Origin of the sequence: Cryobacterium sp. 10C3, assembly GCF_034314285.1 — a bacterium.
In the GTDB taxonomy this organism is placed as follows: domain Bacteria; phylum Actinomycetota; class Actinomycetes; order Actinomycetales; family Microbacteriaceae; genus Cryobacterium; species Cryobacterium glucosi.
In genome coordinates this window covers 440,181-456,640 of the sequence record NZ_JAVIWF010000002.1, presented here as the reverse complement: position 1 = coordinate 456,640, position 16,460 = coordinate 440,181, and the positions used below count along the sequence as shown (strand labels likewise).

The window sequence follows — 16,460 nt, the reverse complement described above, 5'->3', positions numbered from 1 at the left end:
GGTCAGGCGCGCAGCGCCGAGGCGAGCATCTCGGGTCCGCGGGCGTCGAACGTTCGGCCCCCGAGCCAGATGCCGCCCCAAAGGGTGAGCAGGCCGACGACGACACCGCTCGCGAGGGACGGCAGCAGCCAGACCGGATCGACAAAGAGGCCGAGGACCGCGAACCCGATCGCCGGGAGCGAGAGGATGACCGATCCGACGAGGGTCACGGACTGGATCAGCGCTGCCGCGGTGTCGGAGGCTTGCGGCTGCGTGAACGGACTGTCGCCTGGCTTGGATGCCGGGTAGGGGAAGCGCGCCGAGCTGTAGCTCGAGAAACCGAGTCCGGTCAGCAGGATGCAGGTGCTCACGCCGAGCACGGCGGGGAACGCGCCCCAGTCGCCGTACACGGCGACGCTGATGCACGAGCCGATGCCGATCAGTGGGATTCCGACCAGGAACGCGGGAACGAGCCGGCCCATCCGGTCGGCCATGCCCCGGGTGCCGGAGACGACGTGCAGCCAGATCGCGGTGTGGTCGAACGCGACGTCGTTGTGAAGCGCCCAGCCGAGGAAGATGCACATCAGCGGCACCGGCAGGAGCGCGAGGGCCTGGACCGGAACCCCGGCGAACGCGAGCGGGAGAACGACGAGCACCGGGATCACCGGGATCATCACGAGGGACATGCCGTAGCGGGGGTCCCTGCGCCAGTAGGTCAGGCTTCGTGCGGCAATGGCGCCCGCGGCATTGTTCGGCAGGCGGTCGAACCAGCCGAGGCCGCCGTACTCCTTGGCGACGGCTTCCCTGCCGGGTGAGACGAGCATCCGGCTCACGAGCGCTTGCCAGGCGACCCAGAGGACGAGCAGGAATGCCGCGGCCTCGAGCAGCTTGAGGAGTGCAGCACCCCAGTCCCCACCTGCCGCATCGCCGGGCGCCGACCAGGCCGCCCCGAGCGGAGTCCAGCCGAGGATACTGCTGAGGCCGCCGATGAAGCCCGTGCCGTAGAGACTCCAGTCGAGGTTGACCACGAGCACGGTGACGGGAGCGAACATGACGAGCAGGAGAACGCCGACGATTCCGGCGATCTCCCGCGCGCGGCGAGTGGCCAGCAGGAACGAAGCAATGGACGTACTGACCCGGGAGCCGAGCATGCAGGTGGCAAGGAGGAGCGCCGCGGACAGGACGGCGAACACGGTCTCACCGGGTCCGCGCGACCAGGTCACGATGGTGCCGAGCAGCACGATCGTGAGCACGATTGCGGGGACGCCGATCAGTGCGGACACGGCAAGCCCCAGCGACAGTTGCCGGTTGGGGATGCCCATGACCGCGAACTTGCGGGGGTCCATGCTGTCGTCGATGCCCGTCATGAGCGGAATCAGCAGGAAGCCGAGCACGACGAGCGAGCCGGCGACCACGATGCCGTCACGGATCGAACCGACGCCGTCGTCGACGAAGCGCAGGCCGACAAGCAGGGCGAAGATCCCGGCCGCGACCGCGAGCCCATAGAGCAGTCCGATCACGATGCCGACGACCTGCCAGGGGCTCCGCCGGAAGAGATTGCCGAAGAGCCGGAGCTTCAGTCCGAGAAACTGTGCAACCATTCCATCCCCTCCGCCACTTTTCGCCCTCCGGCGAGTTCGATGAATCGTTCTTCGAGGGTCTGCCCGCCACGCACCTCGTCGACAGTGCCGGCCGCGAGGACCTTGCCGTTGACGATGATCGCGACGTGATCGCAGACCCGCTGGATCAGGTCCATGCTGTGGCTCGAGAGGACGACGGTGCCGCCACTTGCAACGTACTTCTGCAGGATCTCGGTCACGTTGACTGCCGAGACCGGGTCGACGGATTCGAACGGTTCGTCGAGAACGAGCAGGCGCGGCGAGTGGATCATCGCGCAGGCCAGGGCGATCTTCTTGGTCATGCCCGCCGAGTAATCGGCGACCAGTCGGTTGAGTGCGTCCTCGAGTCCGAACGCAACGGCGAGGTCGGCGGATCGTTTCCGGACGGTCGCCCCGTCGAGCCCGCGGAGCACGCCGGCGTAGTAGAGCAGCTGGGCGCCGGTCAGGCGGTCGAAGAGACGCAGTCGGTCCGGCAGCACCCCGATGACGCGCTTCGCGGCGACCGGGTCGCTCCAGACGTCGATGCCGTGGACCTCGATCGAACCGTCGTCCGGACGGAGGAGGCCGGTGACCATGGAGAGGGTCGTGGTCTTGCCCGCACCGTTCGGGCCGACGATGCCGTAGAAGGAGCCGGTGCGGACCTCGAGGTTGATTCCGGAGACGGCGAGCGTGCTTCCGAAAGACTTACGCAGGGCCGTGACAGAGAGGACGACAGGGGCGGGTGCGGTACGGGCACCGGGAGCGATGGCGAGGTTCGCGGCAGCCGGCTCGGCAGGCTCGACCTCTGGCTCTGGCTCCGGTTCCGGTTCGGGTTCCGGCTCGGGTTCTGGTTCCGGTTCCGGTTCGGACACGAGCTCCGGCACGGGCGGGGCCTGCGGCTCCACCGAGTGCACGGTTTCGGGCTCGGTTTCTGTCTCGGGCACGAGTTCGGTTTCCGACTCGGTGACGGGCTCAGTTTCGGGCTCACTGGGGAGATCGGTGACGGGCTCCGCGTCAGGCTCGGTTGCGGGCTCGGTGACGGTCGCCGGCTCGTCGAGAGTCGAGGACCCTGCCGCCTTCGCGACGATCGGCACGGGTGCTGCGGCGACGACGGGCCCGGGGTCGGGCTCCGGAGCGTCGATCGGCTCAGGGACAGCGACGAGTCCCGGTTCCGGAACGGATGGGGCAATCGGCTCACCAGCACGAACCGGTGCCGGTACCGGCATGACCTTGGTCGCGGGCGGAGGTGTCGGGTCCGGACGGACCGTCGACACCTCGTCGTCCTTCGGCTGCGTGGCTGCCGGCGTGGTGGACTTGTTCTCGACGGGGGGCAGGTGCAGGCCGAGGACGGCCGTGGCGACCCAGTCTCTGGAGGTCCCGACTCCCGGGCGGATGCGTGGGGGCTTGGGAACGGCGGGAGGCGCTGAGACAACGGATGGCACGACGATCGGCACGACGCCGGGTACGGGAAGCCGGCCGCCGCGTGCGGGCGCGTCCGGCGGCATGGGGCCGAGTGAACGCTTGGCGAGGGCCTCGGTGCGGGCCTGCGCCTGGGCGCGGGCAAGCGCCTCCGGGTCGGGACGCGGTTTGATCGCGGCCAGAGCCAGGGCATCGGCCTGCGCCTTCGCGCGTGCGGCGGCATCCGCCTGGGCGCGCGCCTCGGCCGCCTCGTACTCGCGAGCCTGGGCAGCTGCGTACTCTTCGGCTTCGGCACGGGCACGAGCCTCCGCCTCCGCCTCGGCCTGCGCCTGGGCGAGGGCTTCCGCGGCGGCAAGGGCCTCCGCACGGACGACGGCAGCCTTCGCGGCACGCGACTTCGCCGCGCTCGCCCTCGCGGCGCGTTGACGAGCGGCCGTCTCGGCCTTTTCTGCGGTCGTGCGGGTCTTGGCCGCGGCTCCTGCCGCAGGGGCGACATGGGTCGGGGACGGCTCGGCCGGATCAGCGGGTTTCTGGGGAGCCGCGGCAACCTTGCGAACCGGGCTGGCGCGGGGCTTCTGGGTTCGGGCGACGGGGGTTCGGGCTGCCGGAGTTCGGGGTGAAGCGGTGCGCGCCGAGGTTGCGCGGTCGGGCGTCGTCTTGGCCGGACGCGCCGGAGTGGCTGCGTCGTTCGACGGGGCCGAATCGGACGCGGGCACAGTTGTGGTCGGCTCGTTGGGCTCGGAGTTGGGAGGCACGTGAGTCACCTCGCCAACCCTACCAACGACCCTCCGACAAGACTGGATGGCGGGCGCGAATCCCGCCGAAAACGCGCTCGATCCGGCCCGTTCACCGGGGCCGATTCCACGCGGCGGCACCCGAAAGGGGCACTTCGGGTAGACTGACACTTTCATGTTGGTGTGTCTGAACGGAAAAGACGAGGTGAACCACAGGCAAACTGGCTCGACATTTTTCGAACCGGGCGCAGGTAGCCCGACACTGTTAAGGAGACAAATATGGCCACCCAGGTAGTCATTTTGGCAGCGGGAATGGGCAGCAGACTGGGTCGTTCACTGCCCAAGCCGCTCACGGAACTCAGCGACGGCCGGTCGATCATGCGTCAGCAGTTCGACAACATCGAGCACGCATTCGGATCCCTGGCCCGCGTCACCATCGTCGTCGGTTACAAGCTCGAGCACATCATCGAGGCGTTCCCCCAGGCATCCTTCGTCTACAACGAGGAATATGACCAGACCAACACGTCCAAGAGCCTCCTGCGCGCCCTGCAGGCCTCCGGCGCGGGCGGGGTGCTCTGGATGAACGGCGACGTCGTCTTCGATCCCGCCGTCCTCGATCGGGCGCACGCCATGGTCGAACGCGACCAGTCTTTCGTGACGGTCAACACCTCACAGGTGTCCGAAGAAGAGGTCAAGTACACGACCGACGACGAGGGATACATCAGGGAACTCTCCAAGACCGTGACCGGTGGACTCGGAGAGGCCGTTGGCATCAACTTCATCTCCAGTGCGCACAAGGCGATCCTGGTGCGCCATCTCGCCAGGGTGAACGACCAGGACTACTTCGAGCGCGGCATCGAACTCGCGATCGAGAAGAACGGCCTGCTGATCGAACCCCTCGACATCTCCGACTTCTACGCTGTCGAGGTCGATTTCGCCGAAGACCTCGAGCGCGCGAACCTGTTCGTCTGATTCGCATTCACCCTGATTTTGTGAACATCTAGAGTGGAGTCTGTGAGTAGCTACGCAGAAGTGCGCCCTGAACAGCTCACCGCTCTCTCCCGCTACCGCCACTCACTGTGGCTCCTGACCCAGCGCGACCTGCGGGTCCGCTACTCCACCTCGTTCCTCGGCTATTTCTGGTCGATCCTCGACCCGCTCGTGATGGCCGGGATCTACTGGTTCGTGTTCACCCAGGTGTTCCACCGGGGCGTCGGGCACGAGCCGTACATCATCTTCCTGCTCAGCGCGCTGCTGCCCTGGATGTGGTTCAACGGAACCGTCTCCGATTGCACTCGCGCGTTCCTGCGCGAGGCGAAGCTGATCCGGTCGACCCGGATCCCCCGCACCATCTGGGTGAACCGGCTCGTGCTCTCCAAGGGCATCGAATTCCTCGCCTCGATCCCGGTGCTCGTGCTGTTCGCCGTGTTCGCCGGCGCCCGGCCGAGCGTCGAAATCGTGTTCTTCCCGCTCGCCATCGTGATCCAGGCGATCCTCACGGCGGGGGTCGGCCTCATCGTCGCGCCGCTCGTCGTGTTCTTCCGCGATCTGGAACGCGCCGTCAAACTCATCCTGCGCTTCCTGTTCTACGCATCCCCGATCATCTACAGCACCCAGGACCTGCCGCACCAGCTGCACTTCTGGGCGGCGTTCAATCCCCTCAGCGGCATCTTCAGCCTCTACCGGGCGGCCTTCTTCCCCGGCAACCTCGACTGGTTCACCGTCGGCGTCAGCGCGGCCATGTCCGTCGCCTTCCTCGGACTCGGGCTGCTGGTCTTCACGCGCACCGAGCGCGCGGTCCTGAAGGAGCTGTGATGACGGGAACAGTCCGGACGCCGGGATCGGCCGTGACCGGGGCGCCTGTGATCGCCCTGGCCGGGGTCGGCATCCGTTTTCGCCGTAACCGACGCGGCAGGCGCAGCTTCAAGGACCTGTTCGCGAGCGGGGCCCGGCGCACCAGACCCGGCGAATTCTGGGCCTTGCGCGCCGTATCCTTCACGGTGCAGCGCGGAGAGGCCATCGGCGTTGTCGGTCGCAACGGCCAGGGAAAGTCGACCCTGCTCAAGCTCGTGACCGGGGTCGTCCTGCCCGATGAGGGCACTGTGCGGGTGACGGAGGGCGTCGCACCACTGATCGAGATCACCGGCGGTTTCGTCGATGACCTCACCGTGCGCGACAACGTCTATCTCACGGCGGGCCTGCACGGCATGACGAAGAAACAGATCGGCGAGCGTTTTGACGAGATTCTCGACTTCGCCGAGATCGGAGACTTCGTCGACACCCCGTACAAGCACCTCTCGAGCGGTATGAAGGTGCGCATCGCCTTCGCGGTCATCTCCCGGCTCGAGGAGCCGATCATCCTCGTCGATGAGGTGCTCGCCGTCGGCGACAAGGCCTTCCGGGAGAAGTGCTATCGCCGGATCGAGGAATTGCTCGCCGGCGGCCGCACCCTGTTCTTCGTCTCGCACAACGAACGCGACCTGCGTCGCTTCTGCGCCAGGGGCCTCTACCTCGACAAGGGCGCGCTCGTCCTCGACGGTCCACTCGACGAGGTCCTCGCCCGGTACGACGCCGATTACGGCGTGCGGCCCGCCTGAGCCGGCTCAAGGATCGACGATGGCGAGGCTGTCGCGATCGGGCGGCAGCTGTTCCTTGGTCAGGCCGGTGAGGAGGTCCCCGACCTCGAGGCTCAGCACGTCCGCGAGCCGGATCAGGGTGTGGAAGGTCGGATTCCCAGTGCCGCGGTCGATCCTGGCGTAATTGGACACGTTGAGTCCGGCCCGGTGCGCGACAGACTCCTGGTTGAGCTCGAGTTCCGTTCGGCGCTGCCGCAGGCGCAGTCCCAGCAGGCGGCTCGCTTCTGACTTCGGCTCCGGCATCCTCCATCTATAGGCTTGAAGTGGGAAAACCGCCAGTGGCCGGGGAAAAGATGTGAATACCTTCCCCTGTCAGACCGGCAACGTAAACTCGACGGAAATCGGAAGGACGGCATCGACATGGCACGAAGAGTGAAACCCCTCGTCTCGACGACCGGGGGTCTGCCGCAGGGCGGCCAGCTTCCGACCGGCATCATCCGGGGATTCGACCGGGTCATGGCCATCCACCGCCCGGCTGTGCTCGCCCACATCCGCGGCATCCGCCGGCGCTCACCGGACTCGGACCCCGCACAGATCATCAGGATCCTCGAACGCCGCTACCTCGCCATGGTCACGACCGGCGGCGCGGCCGTCGGGGCGACGGCCGTCATTCCCGGCGTCGGCACCGGGGTGACCCTCGCACTGTCCGGCGTCGAGACCGCCGGGTTCCTCGAAGCGACAGCCTTGTTCGCCCAGTCGGTGAGCGAGGTGCACGGTATTGCCGTCGACGACCCGGAGCGCGCCCGCGCCCTCGTCATGACGATGATGCTCGGCAGGGAGGGCTCCGACCTCGTCCGCCAGCTTGCCGGCCAGTTCAGCGGAACGGGTGCGGTCCGAACGGCCTATTGGGGCGAACTCGTCACCGCGAGCATTCCGCGCGCCATCATGGGTCCGCTCACCGATCGCCTGAAGAGCTCGTTCATCCGCCAGTTCGCGACCCGCGGCTCCGCGAGTTTCGTCGGCAAGGCGCTCCCCTTCGGCGTCGGCGCCGTCGTCGGCGGCGCCGGCAACCATATTCTGGGCAAGCGGGTGCTGACCTCGTCCCGGCTCGCCTTCGGCCAGCCGCCTGCGGACTTCCGTCCCGAACTCGACCCGCGCATACGCGAGGCGATCGTGCGCGAGGGCGGCGGCCTCGAGGGAGTCGGCCGTGCCGGCGCGCTGCGGGTCGCCGCCGGCCACCGCATCACCCAGCTCGGGCAGCTCGGGCACGGCACCCTCACCGTGCTCCCCCGCATGGTCCCGCGGCTGCTGCGCCGTGGCCGACCGCTGGAGTCAGGGGTTCCAGGCACCGCAACGGCGGATCACCCGGATTCGGCTCACGCGGATTCGGATCACGCGGCCGCCGGGCAGGACGTGTCTCCCCGCGAACCGGCCTCCTCTCCGCGACCGTAGCAGGCCGCTCAGGGCCGAACGGCGTCGAACCGCTCCCACTCGTCCATCAGGTGCTGCACGGCCGCGTGGAAGCGAGCGGTGGCCGCACCGGGTGCCGCGTCGCCGAAGTAGCGTTCGACCCACACACCCAACCGGGCCTCGGCCTCCGGGTCGTGCGCGAGCGCATCCACCGTGCCCACGATCGAGGAGGCGGCGGACGCGTCGAGCCATTCGCACGCCGCGAGGTACCCGCCGGTGTCGATCTCGGCAGCGGGATCGGCGGGGCGGGTGACGAGAAGGGCCTTGCCTGCGGCGAGCCGGTCGTAGACCATGGCTGAGATGTCGACGATGGCAACGTCCGCCGCCGCGAGCTGCCAGCCGAGCTCCGCACCGGTGTCGTACATGTGGTGAGCGGCGGGATCGCGGGCGTTCGCCGCCTTGATCAGGGCGATGATCCTGCGGTTGGCTGCGCCGTATGCCTCGTCGGTGACCCCGCTGCGCGGGTGCGGCCGGTAGATCAGGCGATGCCGCGACGAGGCGAGGAGCGCAGTGGCGAGTGCGACGCCGTGGCTCGCGATCGAGCCGTATGCCGCGGTGGGCCGGTCTCCTTCCCAGGTCGGCGCGTAGAGCACGACCTGCCGGTCGTCGGGAACGTACGGAAGCACGCCGCTGTAGTGGTCCGCCTGCGGGCGGCCGATGGTGATCGCCCGCTTGTCGAAGTCGTAGTCCCAGAGCACCCGGTCGAGACGGGCGAGGGCGGCGTCACCGGCGACGAAGGCGTAGTCGTACGCCTTGATCTGGTTCGTGACCATGTACATCTTGTCGCTCTCGCCATGGTTGATGAACACGTGCCAGCACCGCGGGTAGCGCATCATCTGGAAGTTCCGGGCGTTCTGGTTGACGTAGAACACGATGCGGATGTCCTGTTCCGCGACGACCCGCTCGAGGTCGGCGACCTTGCGCACGTAGGTCACCGGCACCGGGCACTCCTCGGACATCGGCAGCGCCCCGGTCCCGGTGCGGCTCAACACGATGACGGGCCAGGTCTCGGCGAGCACGGCGAGCGGCCGGTACCACTGCCGCATCTGATACAGGTTGACGGCGCCGTCGGCGAAGTAGACCGCGATCTTGAAACGGCCGAGCGGAAGCGGACCGTCCCCGAGGAGCCGGCCGGCGAGCAGTTTCTGTGCCCGGCGCGACGCGGCGACATCCTTGACCAGCTTGACGGCCAGGCCGATGTCTTTTCGAATGGTCATCCCTCCAGAGTACCGAGCACCGGGTCAGACGATGGGGGGACGGCCGGCCAGGGACATCCGCCAGACCGTGCGGGCGCTGATCGGCCGCCGCTCCCCCGGGTTGCTGCGCCAGCCCTCCCGGAATCCGGCGAGCCAGGCCCGCAGTGCCGGCCGGTCGCTGCGGAATCGCAGCAGCTGGATCGCGAGCCAGGAACCGGCGTAGACCGGGACCAGCACGGCAGGCAGGTTGCGCCGGGCGAGCCAGACCCGGTTGCGCGCGTTCAGCCGGTAGTAGTCGGCGTGCCGGGTGGGCTGGATGACGGGATGATTTGCTTCGAGGTTTCCCGCGTACCAGGTGCGCAGCCCCTGGTCCCAGACCCGCCACGCCAGTTCGATGCCCTCGTGAGCGTAGAAGAACGGTTCGGCCCAGCCTCCGGTGGCCAGGAAGACCGCACGGGGCATCACCACGGCACCTTCCCAGACCGAGAAGACGGCGCCGGACTCTGTCGCGGCTCCCTTACGGATGCGCGGAATCCAGCGGGTCGGCGCCGCCGCGCCCGTGGGATCGGTCACCCGGGGTTGCAGCAGGCCGATCGACGGGTCCGCGCGGAGCTGCGCGACCGCGCGACTGAGGAACCGGGGGTCCGGGATGCTCGCGTCGTCGTCGAGGAAGAAGAGGTACTCGCCCGTCACAAGGGGGACGCCGCGATTGCGACCGGCGGGGATGCCCAGGTTCTCCGTCAGGGCCAGCGCCTGGACGGCACCCGGTAACCCGGTCGGTACCCAGCCGTTGCCCACGCAGACCACGTCGAGGACGACCTCCTGCTGGGCGAGCACCGAGCGGATGCCGCTGGCGAGGTCATCCGGCCGGGTGCCCTGGGTGAGCACGACGACACCGACCCTCGGCAGCACGGTGTCGCTCACCGCTCAGGACCGGACGCGGCGCGACGCCATGATTGCGACGAAATGGCCGAAAAGAGCGAGGATCGACAGGGGCACGAGAGCGATGAGCACGATCCGGTCCATGAGAGGCTCGCCGACGAAACGGCCGATCACCGCGGAGGCGAAGATCAGGATCGTGAGTTCGACGGAGTGGTACAGGCGGTGGAACGGCAGGAACCGGGCGAGCCTGCGCAGCTGGGCGATCCTGCCGGGAGTCGGGGTCTGCTCACCGCGCGTGTCGGCGAGTTTGGTGAGCCCCGCGTTCGCCCTGGCGACGTGCACCATGTCGTTGAGCGCCTTGTTGAGCACGATCACGAGGGCGAGCAGCAACGCGAGAGTCGTCCAGAGGAAATCCTCCGGCGATTCGAACGGGTAGGCCGCCGCGCGAATGCCGAACGCGATCGGAATGAGCGCCTCCGTCGAGTAGTGACCGACCTTGTCGAGGAAGACCCCGGCTGGCGACGATTCGCCTCGCCAGCGCGCGACTTCGCCGTCGCAGCAGTCGACGAGCATCTGCAGCTGCCCGAGGATCAGCGCGAGCAGGGCCCCCAGACACCGGGGATGAGCAGCGCCGCAGCGGTCGACCAGCCGACGAGGATCATCAGCGCCGTGACACCGTTCGCGGTCACGCTCGTCTTCAGCAGCAGCCAGGTGAGATACGGCGACACGTCGCGCAGGTAGAGCGAGGCCGTCCAGTGCTCGGCGTTCGCCCGCAGGCGTACCTCGGGCGGCTGCGCGACGGCCCGCAACTCGGCGATCGACGTCGGCCGGGGCTGGCGCACCCGACCGGTGGAATGTGAGTGGGATGTCATAGGTGTCTCCCGGTCCGTGCCGCGATATTGCTGGTGAGTTTCAGGTATCCGAGCAGGAAGCCGAAACCCCAGCAGAAGTGGATACAGGGCAAGACTAGAAGGAACCAGGCGCCGGAGCGCCCGCCATCAGGGCGAGTCACGACCACGGTGGCCAGGAGGACGACGAGCAGGTATCCGACCGGGGCGATCCAGCCCAGCAGCAGCCACGGTACGACGACGCCGGCGAAGCCCAGGACCACTCCGTCGGTGACGAGGAGCACCATCACGGGAGGCACGAAATAGCGGATGCCGTTGTCTGCGGGGAAGCGCCGCGCGAGTTCCCCGCGCCACATTCCGGTGGACAGCATCTGGCGGGCGAGTCTGGACAGGCTCGGTCGCGGCCGGTAGACGACGCGCAGCCTCGGTGTGAACCAGACCGTGCCACCCTGCTCGCGGAGGCGCCGATTGAGCTCCCAGTCCTGGCCGCGCTTGATGGTCTCGTCGAAGAGCCCGGCACGCAGGAGGCTGTCGCGGCGGAAGCAGCCGAGGTAGACCGTCTCTGCGGCGCCCTCCGGCCCACCGACGTGGAGGGGCGTTCCGCCGAGGCCGATCCGGGTGCCGTAAGCCCGGGCGACGGCGCGCTGGAACGGAGCGGTGCCCCGCGCGTCCATGACTCCGCCGACGTTGTCCGCCCCGGTGCGCTCGAGGGTATCGACGGCGACGCGCGCATAGTCGCTCGGCAGCACCGAGTGGGCGTCGACCCGGATCACGACGGGGTAGGCGGATGCACGGATCGCGGCGTTGAGGCCGGCAGGGGTCGATCCGATCTCGTTGGGCACGACACGGATGCGCGGGTCGAGTTCGGCGAGTTCCGCGACGAGTTCCTCCGTGCCGTCGATGCTCGGTGCAAGGGCCAGCGTGACGTCGAACGGACCGGTGTAATCCTGGCCCAGGAGGCTCGTCACCGCGGCCGGGACGTGCAGCACATCGTTGAGCACGGGCATCACGTAGGAGACACCGATCAGGGGCGCTTCGCCGGTGTGTGCTGCCTGTTCGATCGGGTGTCCATTCCGTTGCGGACTGTCCAGACTACCAGCCCACCCCTTTGGGGGCCTCCTGACGGCTGGCGCACCGGAGCGGAAACACGACTGCGCCGCCGGTCGATGACCGGCGGCGCAGGGCGTGGAAGGAGGACGGGAGCTGCTAGCTGGACAGTTCCCCGACCGTGACGGTCACGGTGTACGACTTGCCGTCGCGGACGTAGACGAGGTCGGCGGTGGCGCCGGCGGCGAGTACCCGCACCTGGGCGGTGAGATCCTTCGCGTCGGTGATCGGCACTCCGTTGAACTTCGTGACGACGTCGCCCTTCTTCAGGCCCGCCTTCTCGGCTGCGCCACCGGAGCTGACCTCGCTGACGAGGGCGCCGACCGTGCTGCTCGTGTCACTCGTCGCGCTCGTGATGCTCGCACCGAGCAGCCCGTGGGTGGCCTTGCCGTTGGCGATGAGCTCGTCGGAGACGCGCTTGGCGAGGTTCGACGGGATCGAGAAGCCGACGCCGATGCTTCCGGCAGCCGTTCCCGATGAGGAGGACCCGCCCGCGTTGGCGATGGCGACGTTGATGCCGATCAGTTCACCCTTGGAGTTGAGCAGGGCGCCGCCGGAGTTGCCGGGGTTGATCGCGGCATCCGTCTGGATTACGGAGAGCGAAATGCTGCTCGTCGTGCTCGGAGTGGTCGACTGCGCGCTTCCGTCCTTGTTCGGGAGGTCGAAGTTCCAGAAGTACGGGTTGTCCGTGCTCGGGGCCGTGGTGTCCGGCGTGTCCGTGGTGGGCGCCGCCGATGAGGCGATCGAGATGCTCCGGTTGAGGGCGCTCACGATGCCGTCGGTGACGGTTCCGGAGAGGCCGAGCGGTGCGCCGATGGCGATCGTGGTGTCGCCGACGTTGAGCTTGCTCGAGTCTGCCCAGTTGATCGGGGTGAGGCCGCTCGCGTCGGTCAGTTTGACGACCGCGAGGTCGGAGATCGGGTCTGTGCCGACGATTGTCGCCTTGTAGACCTTCCCGTCACTGGCCGTGACTTCGAGGGTCGCGTCTGCGCTCGCGCCGTCGAGTGTCACGACGTGGGTGTTGGTCAGGACATAGCCATCGGAGGTGAGGACGACTCCGGAACCGGTGCCGCCGGAGGTTCCGCTGGTCGCGTTGATGGTGACGACGCTCGGCATGGCCTTCGCGGTGGCTGCCGTGATCTGGTTGACGCTCTCGGTGTTGTTGACGACGACGGTGCTCGACCCCTGGGCCTGACTGACGGGGGTGCCGTTGCCCTGGCCTCCGGAAAGGAGCGCCATCACGCCGGCGCCGGATGCGCCGCCGATGAGGGCGCCGATCGCGAGCGCCGCAACGAGGCTGAGTCCGGCACGGCGGCGGGCCGGGTCCTTCGGATGGGGGGCCGACGACGGGCCGGTCGGTCCGTTCGGGCCGCCACCCTGGGGAGCGTAGGAGAAGGGTGCAGCCGATGCTGCGAAGTGCGGCGGGACAGAGCCGTCGGCTCCGCCGAGGGGCCGTCCGAAGGCATCCGTCGCGTAGGGAAGCGTCGGCTGGGTGATCTGGTTCGACGCGTTCGCGACGGGCTGCTGGGGAGCCTGGGCGGCCTGGACGTCTGCGGGGGCGGACGCCTGCTGGGCGACGACGCCCTGCGGCTGCTCTGCAACCGGCTGCGCGGCCTGCGGGAAGCCGACGACCTCGGTCGTGTTGTCCGCGTTCGCGGAGGGGGCCGGGTACTCGGTGGTATCGGCGGGGACGGCGGCGTTGGCCGGCTGTCCGGACGCGGCGGCCTGGCCAGCGTCGGAGGGAACGTCGGCAGCGGGACGATCTCGATTAATGTCTGGGTCCTGAGGGTGTTCGGTCATGAGGTGCTCCTTCCAAGCGATGCCAGCTTCACGCCCGAACCTGAACGAATCCTCCGCCCAAGCTGAGAGCATTCAATGACGAAGCCGTGATGTTGCTTGGGGTGGCAGCCCAGCGACCGGGGTCGGCCGGATCGGCGCAGCAATCCTCGCCTGCGAACCGGTCCCGTGAGCCACCGACACGGGGGATGTCGTAGTTTGGAGTCATGCACGGCTCCCCCGAGACAGTTCCGACCGCGGCCATTCCGGGCGCCTGGCGCCGGACGGCCCGTGGTGCCGGCCTGCTGGGCGCCGACGGCACGATCGCCGCCACCATCTTCGCCGAGATGAGCGCGCTCGCCGTCCGCACCGGCGCGATCAATCTCGGACAGGGGTTCCCGGATGAGGACGGACCCATCGAGGTTCTCGACGCCGCCAGACAGGCCATCACGGACGGGGTCAACCAGTACCCGCCTGGCCGCGGCTTCCCCGTGCTTCTCGACGCGATCGCCCGCCACCAGCAGCGTTTCTACGGCCTCAGTGTCGACCAGGAGACCGAGGTCCTCGTGACCGCGGGGGCGACAGAGGCGCTCGCTGCGACGATCCTCGCCCTGATCGAGCCCGGCGACGAAGTCGTGACGTTCGAACCGTTCTATGACGCGTACGGCGGCCTCATCGCACTCGGCGGCGGCATCCATCGCACCGTGCGCCTGCGCACGCCGGACTTCCAGCCGGATCTCGACGAGCTCAGTGCGGTGATCACCGATCGCACCCGGCTCATACTCGTGAACAACCCGCACAATCCGACCGGGACCGTGTTCTCCCGCGAGACGCTCGAGTTCATCGTGCGGCTCGCCGAACAGCACAACGCGATCATCGTCACCGACGAGGTCTACGAACACCTCACTTTCGGTGTGCAGCACCTGCCCGTCGCGACGCTTCCGGGGGCTTTCGAGCGCACCGTGACGATCTCCTCCGGCGGGAAGACCTTCAACACGACCGGATGGAAGATCGGCTGGCTGACAGCACCCGCCGCGCTCGTGACGGCGATCCTCGCGGTCAAGCAGTTCCTGACCTACGTGAACGGTGCGCCGTTCCAGCCGGCGATCGCGAGGGGGCTCGATCTCCCGGACTCGTACTTCACGGGTATCGCGGCCTCGCTGCAGGGCAAGCGTGACGTCCTCGAGCGCGGCCTGGTCGCCGCGGGCTTCGCCGTGTCGCGCCCGAGCGGTTCGTATTTCATCGTGGCGGATGCCGCGCCGCTCGGATACGAGGACGGCGCTGACTTCTGTCGCGACCTTCCCGCCCTCGCCGGCGTGGTCGCCGTGCCGATCGGTGCGTTCTGCAGTCCGGAACACCGGCCGCAGTATGCCTCGCTCGTGCGCTTCGCCTTCTGCAAGAAGGTGGACCTGTTGGAGCAGGCTGCCGCACGGCTCGCTGCCCTGCGCCCGGCCGCCCGGTAGCGCGAGGCCGCCCGAACCGATTCGACGGAGATGCCGGGTTTTCGTAACCTGGGCGGCCGCAAACCGGCCCAGAAACTCAAAAAGTCCGTCGAATCGGTTCGGGCGAGTGTTACTCCGCGGCGGCGGCGGCGAGCGCCGGGTAGTCCGTGTAGCCGGCGGCCGTGCTGCCGTAGAGGGTCTGCGGGTCGAGGGCATTGAGCGGGAGGTCGTCGCGCCAGCGGTGCACGAGGTCGGGGTTGGCGATGACGGCGCGTCCCACGACGACGGCGTCTGCGACGTCATCGGCCAGGATGGCCATGGCCTCGGCCCGGGTCGTGACGGTGCCGAAGCCGGTGTTGATCAGGAGCGGTCCGCCGAAGCGGGTGCGCAGTCCCTGGATCAGGTCGCCGGTCGGGTCCTGGTGCAGCACGCTGAGGTAGGCGAGGCCGAGCGGGGCCAGCCCGTCGACCAGGGCGGTGTAGGTCGCGAGGGTCTCTGCGGCATCCGTCTCGAGCACGTCCTGGATGTTGTGCTCCGGTGAGATGCGGATCCCGACCCGGCCGGCGCCGATCGCGGCGGCAACAGCAGTCGCGACCTCGATCACGAAGCTGGCGCGGTTCGCCGGCGAACCGCCGTGGGCATCCGTGCGCTGGTTCGAGGCCGGTGACAGGAACTCGTGCAGGAGGTAGCCGTTGGCACTGTGGATCTCGACGCCGTCGAGCCCTGCCGCGATGGCGTTCTGCGACGCGCGCACGAATTCCGCGACGATTCCGGGGAGTTCGGCCTCGGTCAGCGCGTGCGGAACGGGGTATGGCTTCTTGCCCTCCGGGGTGTGCGTCTCGCCCTCGATGGCGATCGCGCTCGGCGCGACGACGTCGAAGCCGCCGTTGACGAGGTCGTGCGAGACCCGGCCGGCGTGCATGACCTGGGCGACGATGAGGCCGCCGGCCTCATGCACGGCCGACGCGACGGAACGCCAGCCGTCGACCTGCTCGGCGGTGACGAGTCCGGGCTGGCCGGTGTAGCCCTGTCCGGCGTGGCTCGGGTAGACCCCCTCCGACACGATCAGGCCGAGGGATGCGCGCTGGCGATAGTGCTCGATGACCATCGGTCCGGGGATGCCGTCGAGGCCCGCCCTGGTGCGGGTCAGCGGCGCCATCACGAGTCGGTTCGGCAGGTGCAGGTCGCCGAGGGTCAGCGGGGAGAACAGGGTCACAGTCGCTCTTTTCGTAGTACGGAAGTTCCGCCGGGCGCGGCCGAACGGGCCGGCGCAGGGAAACGCAGGGTGCGCTGCAGACAACGGGCCCGGGCCCGGTCCTATTCCACACGCGGTCCACACCGTCGTCCGCCGCCGGGACGCCGACGCCGGGCCGGGCTGCGAGCGGTCTCAGCCTGTCCCGACGCGGGCAAACCGATCGCCCCGCGGCGACGAA

13 protein-coding genes and 1 pseudogene are annotated in these 16,460 nt (G+C 68.5%); 5 read left to right on the top strand and 9 right to left on the bottom strand.

From position 1 onward, the window contains the following. Positions 1 to 2: 2 nt before the first annotated feature. Together RGU41_RS02660 and RGU41_RS20695 are read right to left on the bottom strand one after the other, a co-directional pair. Complete coding sequence (locus tag RGU41_RS02660) at positions 3 to 1,580, bottom strand: hypothetical protein (protein WP_134561743.1); 1,578 nt, start codon at positions 1,578 to 1,580, stop codon at positions 3 to 5. Beyond that, positions 1,556 to 3,751 (bottom strand): ATP-binding cassette domain-containing protein, encoded by a 2,196-nt coding sequence (locus tag RGU41_RS20695; RefSeq protein ID WP_416172948.1) that lies wholly within the window; start codon positions 3,749 to 3,751, stop codon positions 1,556 to 1,558. Before RGU41_RS20695 ends, RGU41_RS02660 begins: the two co-directional genes overlap by 25 nt. A gap of 258 nt (positions 3,752 to 4,009) precedes the next feature. Between RGU41_RS20695 and RGU41_RS02650 the strand changes: the two genes are divergently transcribed. From RGU41_RS02650 to RGU41_RS02640, 3 genes are read left to right on the top strand one after another with little or no spacing between them, the layout of a single operon-like run. Beyond that, entirely contained in the window at positions 4,010 to 4,702 is a 693-nt protein-coding gene (locus RGU41_RS02650) for an NTP transferase domain-containing protein (RefSeq protein ID WP_134445821.1), read from the top strand. A gap of 42 nt (positions 4,703 to 4,744) precedes the next feature. After that, complete coding sequence (locus tag RGU41_RS02645; RefSeq protein WP_241975384.1) at positions 4,745 to 5,545, top strand: ABC transporter permease; 801 nt, start codon at positions 4,745 to 4,747, stop codon at positions 5,543 to 5,545. Further along, a complete protein-coding gene (locus RGU41_RS02640; RefSeq protein ID WP_134445822.1) occupies positions 5,545 to 6,327 on the top strand; it encodes an ABC transporter ATP-binding protein in 783 nt (260 codons plus the stop codon). The genes RGU41_RS02645 and RGU41_RS02640 overlap by 1 nt, the downstream gene beginning before the upstream one ends. Before the next feature lie 6 nt (positions 6,328 to 6,333). Here RGU41_RS02640 and RGU41_RS02635 read toward each other — a convergent pair whose 3' ends face one another. After that, positions 6,334 to 6,609 (bottom strand): helix-turn-helix domain-containing protein, encoded by a 276-nt coding sequence (locus RGU41_RS02635; RefSeq protein WP_134445823.1) that lies wholly within the window; start codon positions 6,607 to 6,609, stop codon positions 6,334 to 6,336. 117 nt (positions 6,610 to 6,726) lie between these two features. Between RGU41_RS02635 and RGU41_RS02630 the strand changes: the two genes are divergently transcribed. Further along, positions 6,727 to 7,758, top strand: a complete 1,032-nt coding sequence (locus RGU41_RS02630; protein WP_241987400.1) for a hypothetical protein — start codon at positions 6,727 to 6,729, stop codon at positions 7,756 to 7,758. A gap of 8 nt (positions 7,759 to 7,766) precedes the next feature. On the opposite strand, the gene RGU41_RS02625 is transcribed toward RGU41_RS02630, so the two are convergent. The 5 genes and pseudogenes from RGU41_RS02625 to RGU41_RS02605 form a co-directional block, all read right to left on the bottom strand. Next, entirely contained in the window at positions 7,767 to 8,993 is a 1,227-nt protein-coding gene (locus tag RGU41_RS02625; protein ID WP_134445824.1) for a hypothetical protein, read from the bottom strand. Between the two features lie 24 nt (positions 8,994 to 9,017). After that, entirely contained in the window at positions 9,018 to 9,896 is an 879-nt protein-coding gene (locus tag RGU41_RS02620) for a glycosyltransferase family 2 protein (RefSeq protein ID WP_134445825.1), read from the bottom strand. 3 nt (positions 9,897 to 9,899) lie between these two features. Then, positions 9,900 to 10,726: pseudogene (locus RGU41_RS02615) on the bottom strand (CDP-alcohol phosphatidyltransferase family protein). Beyond that, on the bottom strand, positions 10,723 to 11,709 hold the full coding sequence (locus RGU41_RS02610) for a glycosyltransferase family 2 protein (RefSeq protein ID WP_322137284.1): 987 nt from the start codon (positions 11,707 to 11,709) through the stop codon (positions 10,723 to 10,725). The pseudogene RGU41_RS02615 and the gene RGU41_RS02610 overlap by 4 nt, the downstream one beginning before the upstream one ends. A 199-nt stretch (positions 11,710 to 11,908) precedes the next feature. Further along, the gene (locus RGU41_RS02605) at positions 11,909 to 13,609 is read right to left on the bottom strand and encodes a S1C family serine protease (RefSeq protein ID WP_134445828.1); all 1,701 of its coding nucleotides are present in this window, start codon (positions 13,607 to 13,609) and stop codon (positions 11,909 to 11,911) included. Between the two features lie 203 nt (positions 13,610 to 13,812). Here RGU41_RS02605 and RGU41_RS02600 point away from each other — a divergent pair, with 203 nt between their 5' ends. Continuing rightward, positions 13,813 to 15,048, top strand: a complete 1,236-nt coding sequence (locus RGU41_RS02600; RefSeq protein ID WP_134445829.1) for an aminotransferase class I/II-fold pyridoxal phosphate-dependent enzyme — start codon at positions 13,813 to 13,815, stop codon at positions 15,046 to 15,048. 109 nt (positions 15,049 to 15,157) lie between these two features. On the opposite strand, the gene RGU41_RS02595 is transcribed toward RGU41_RS02600, so the two are convergent. Further along, complete coding sequence (locus RGU41_RS02595; RefSeq protein WP_134559463.1) at positions 15,158 to 16,243, bottom strand: alkene reductase; 1,086 nt, start codon at positions 16,241 to 16,243, stop codon at positions 15,158 to 15,160. Positions 16,244 to 16,460: the final 217 nt, after the last annotated feature.

Bases quoted from the DNA above. Each gene is read 5' to 3' on its own strand.
- RGU41_RS02660 (WP_134561743.1), bottom strand. From the start codon at position 1,580: ATGGTTGCACAGTTTCTCGGACTGAAGCTCCGGCTCTTCGGCAATCTC.
- RGU41_RS02650 (WP_134445821.1), top strand. From the start codon at position 4,010: ATGGCCACCCAGGTAGTCATTTTGGCAGCGGGAATGGGCAGCAGACTG.
- RGU41_RS02640 (WP_134445822.1), top strand. From the start codon at position 5,545: ATGACGGGAACAGTCCGGACGCCGGGATCGGCCGTGACCGGGGCGCCT.
- RGU41_RS02635 (WP_134445823.1), bottom strand. From the start codon at position 6,609: ATGCCGGAGCCGAAGTCAGAAGCGAGCCGCCTGCTGGGACTGCGCCTG.
- RGU41_RS02630 (WP_241987400.1), top strand. From the start codon at position 6,727: ATGGCACGAAGAGTGAAACCCCTCGTCTCGACGACCGGGGGTCTGCCG.
- RGU41_RS02625 (WP_134445824.1), bottom strand. From the start codon at position 8,993: ATGACCATTCGAAAAGACATCGGCCTGGCCGTCAAGCTGGTCAAGGAT.
- RGU41_RS02610 (WP_322137284.1), bottom strand. From the start codon at position 11,709: ATGCCCGTGCTCAACGATGTGCTGCACGTCCCGGCCGCGGTGACGAGC.
- RGU41_RS02605 (WP_134445828.1), bottom strand. From the start codon at position 13,609: ATGACCGAACACCCTCAGGACCCAGACATTAATCGAGATCGTCCCGCT.
- RGU41_RS02600 (WP_134445829.1), top strand. From the start codon at position 13,813: ATGCACGGCTCCCCCGAGACAGTTCCGACCGCGGCCATTCCGGGCGCC.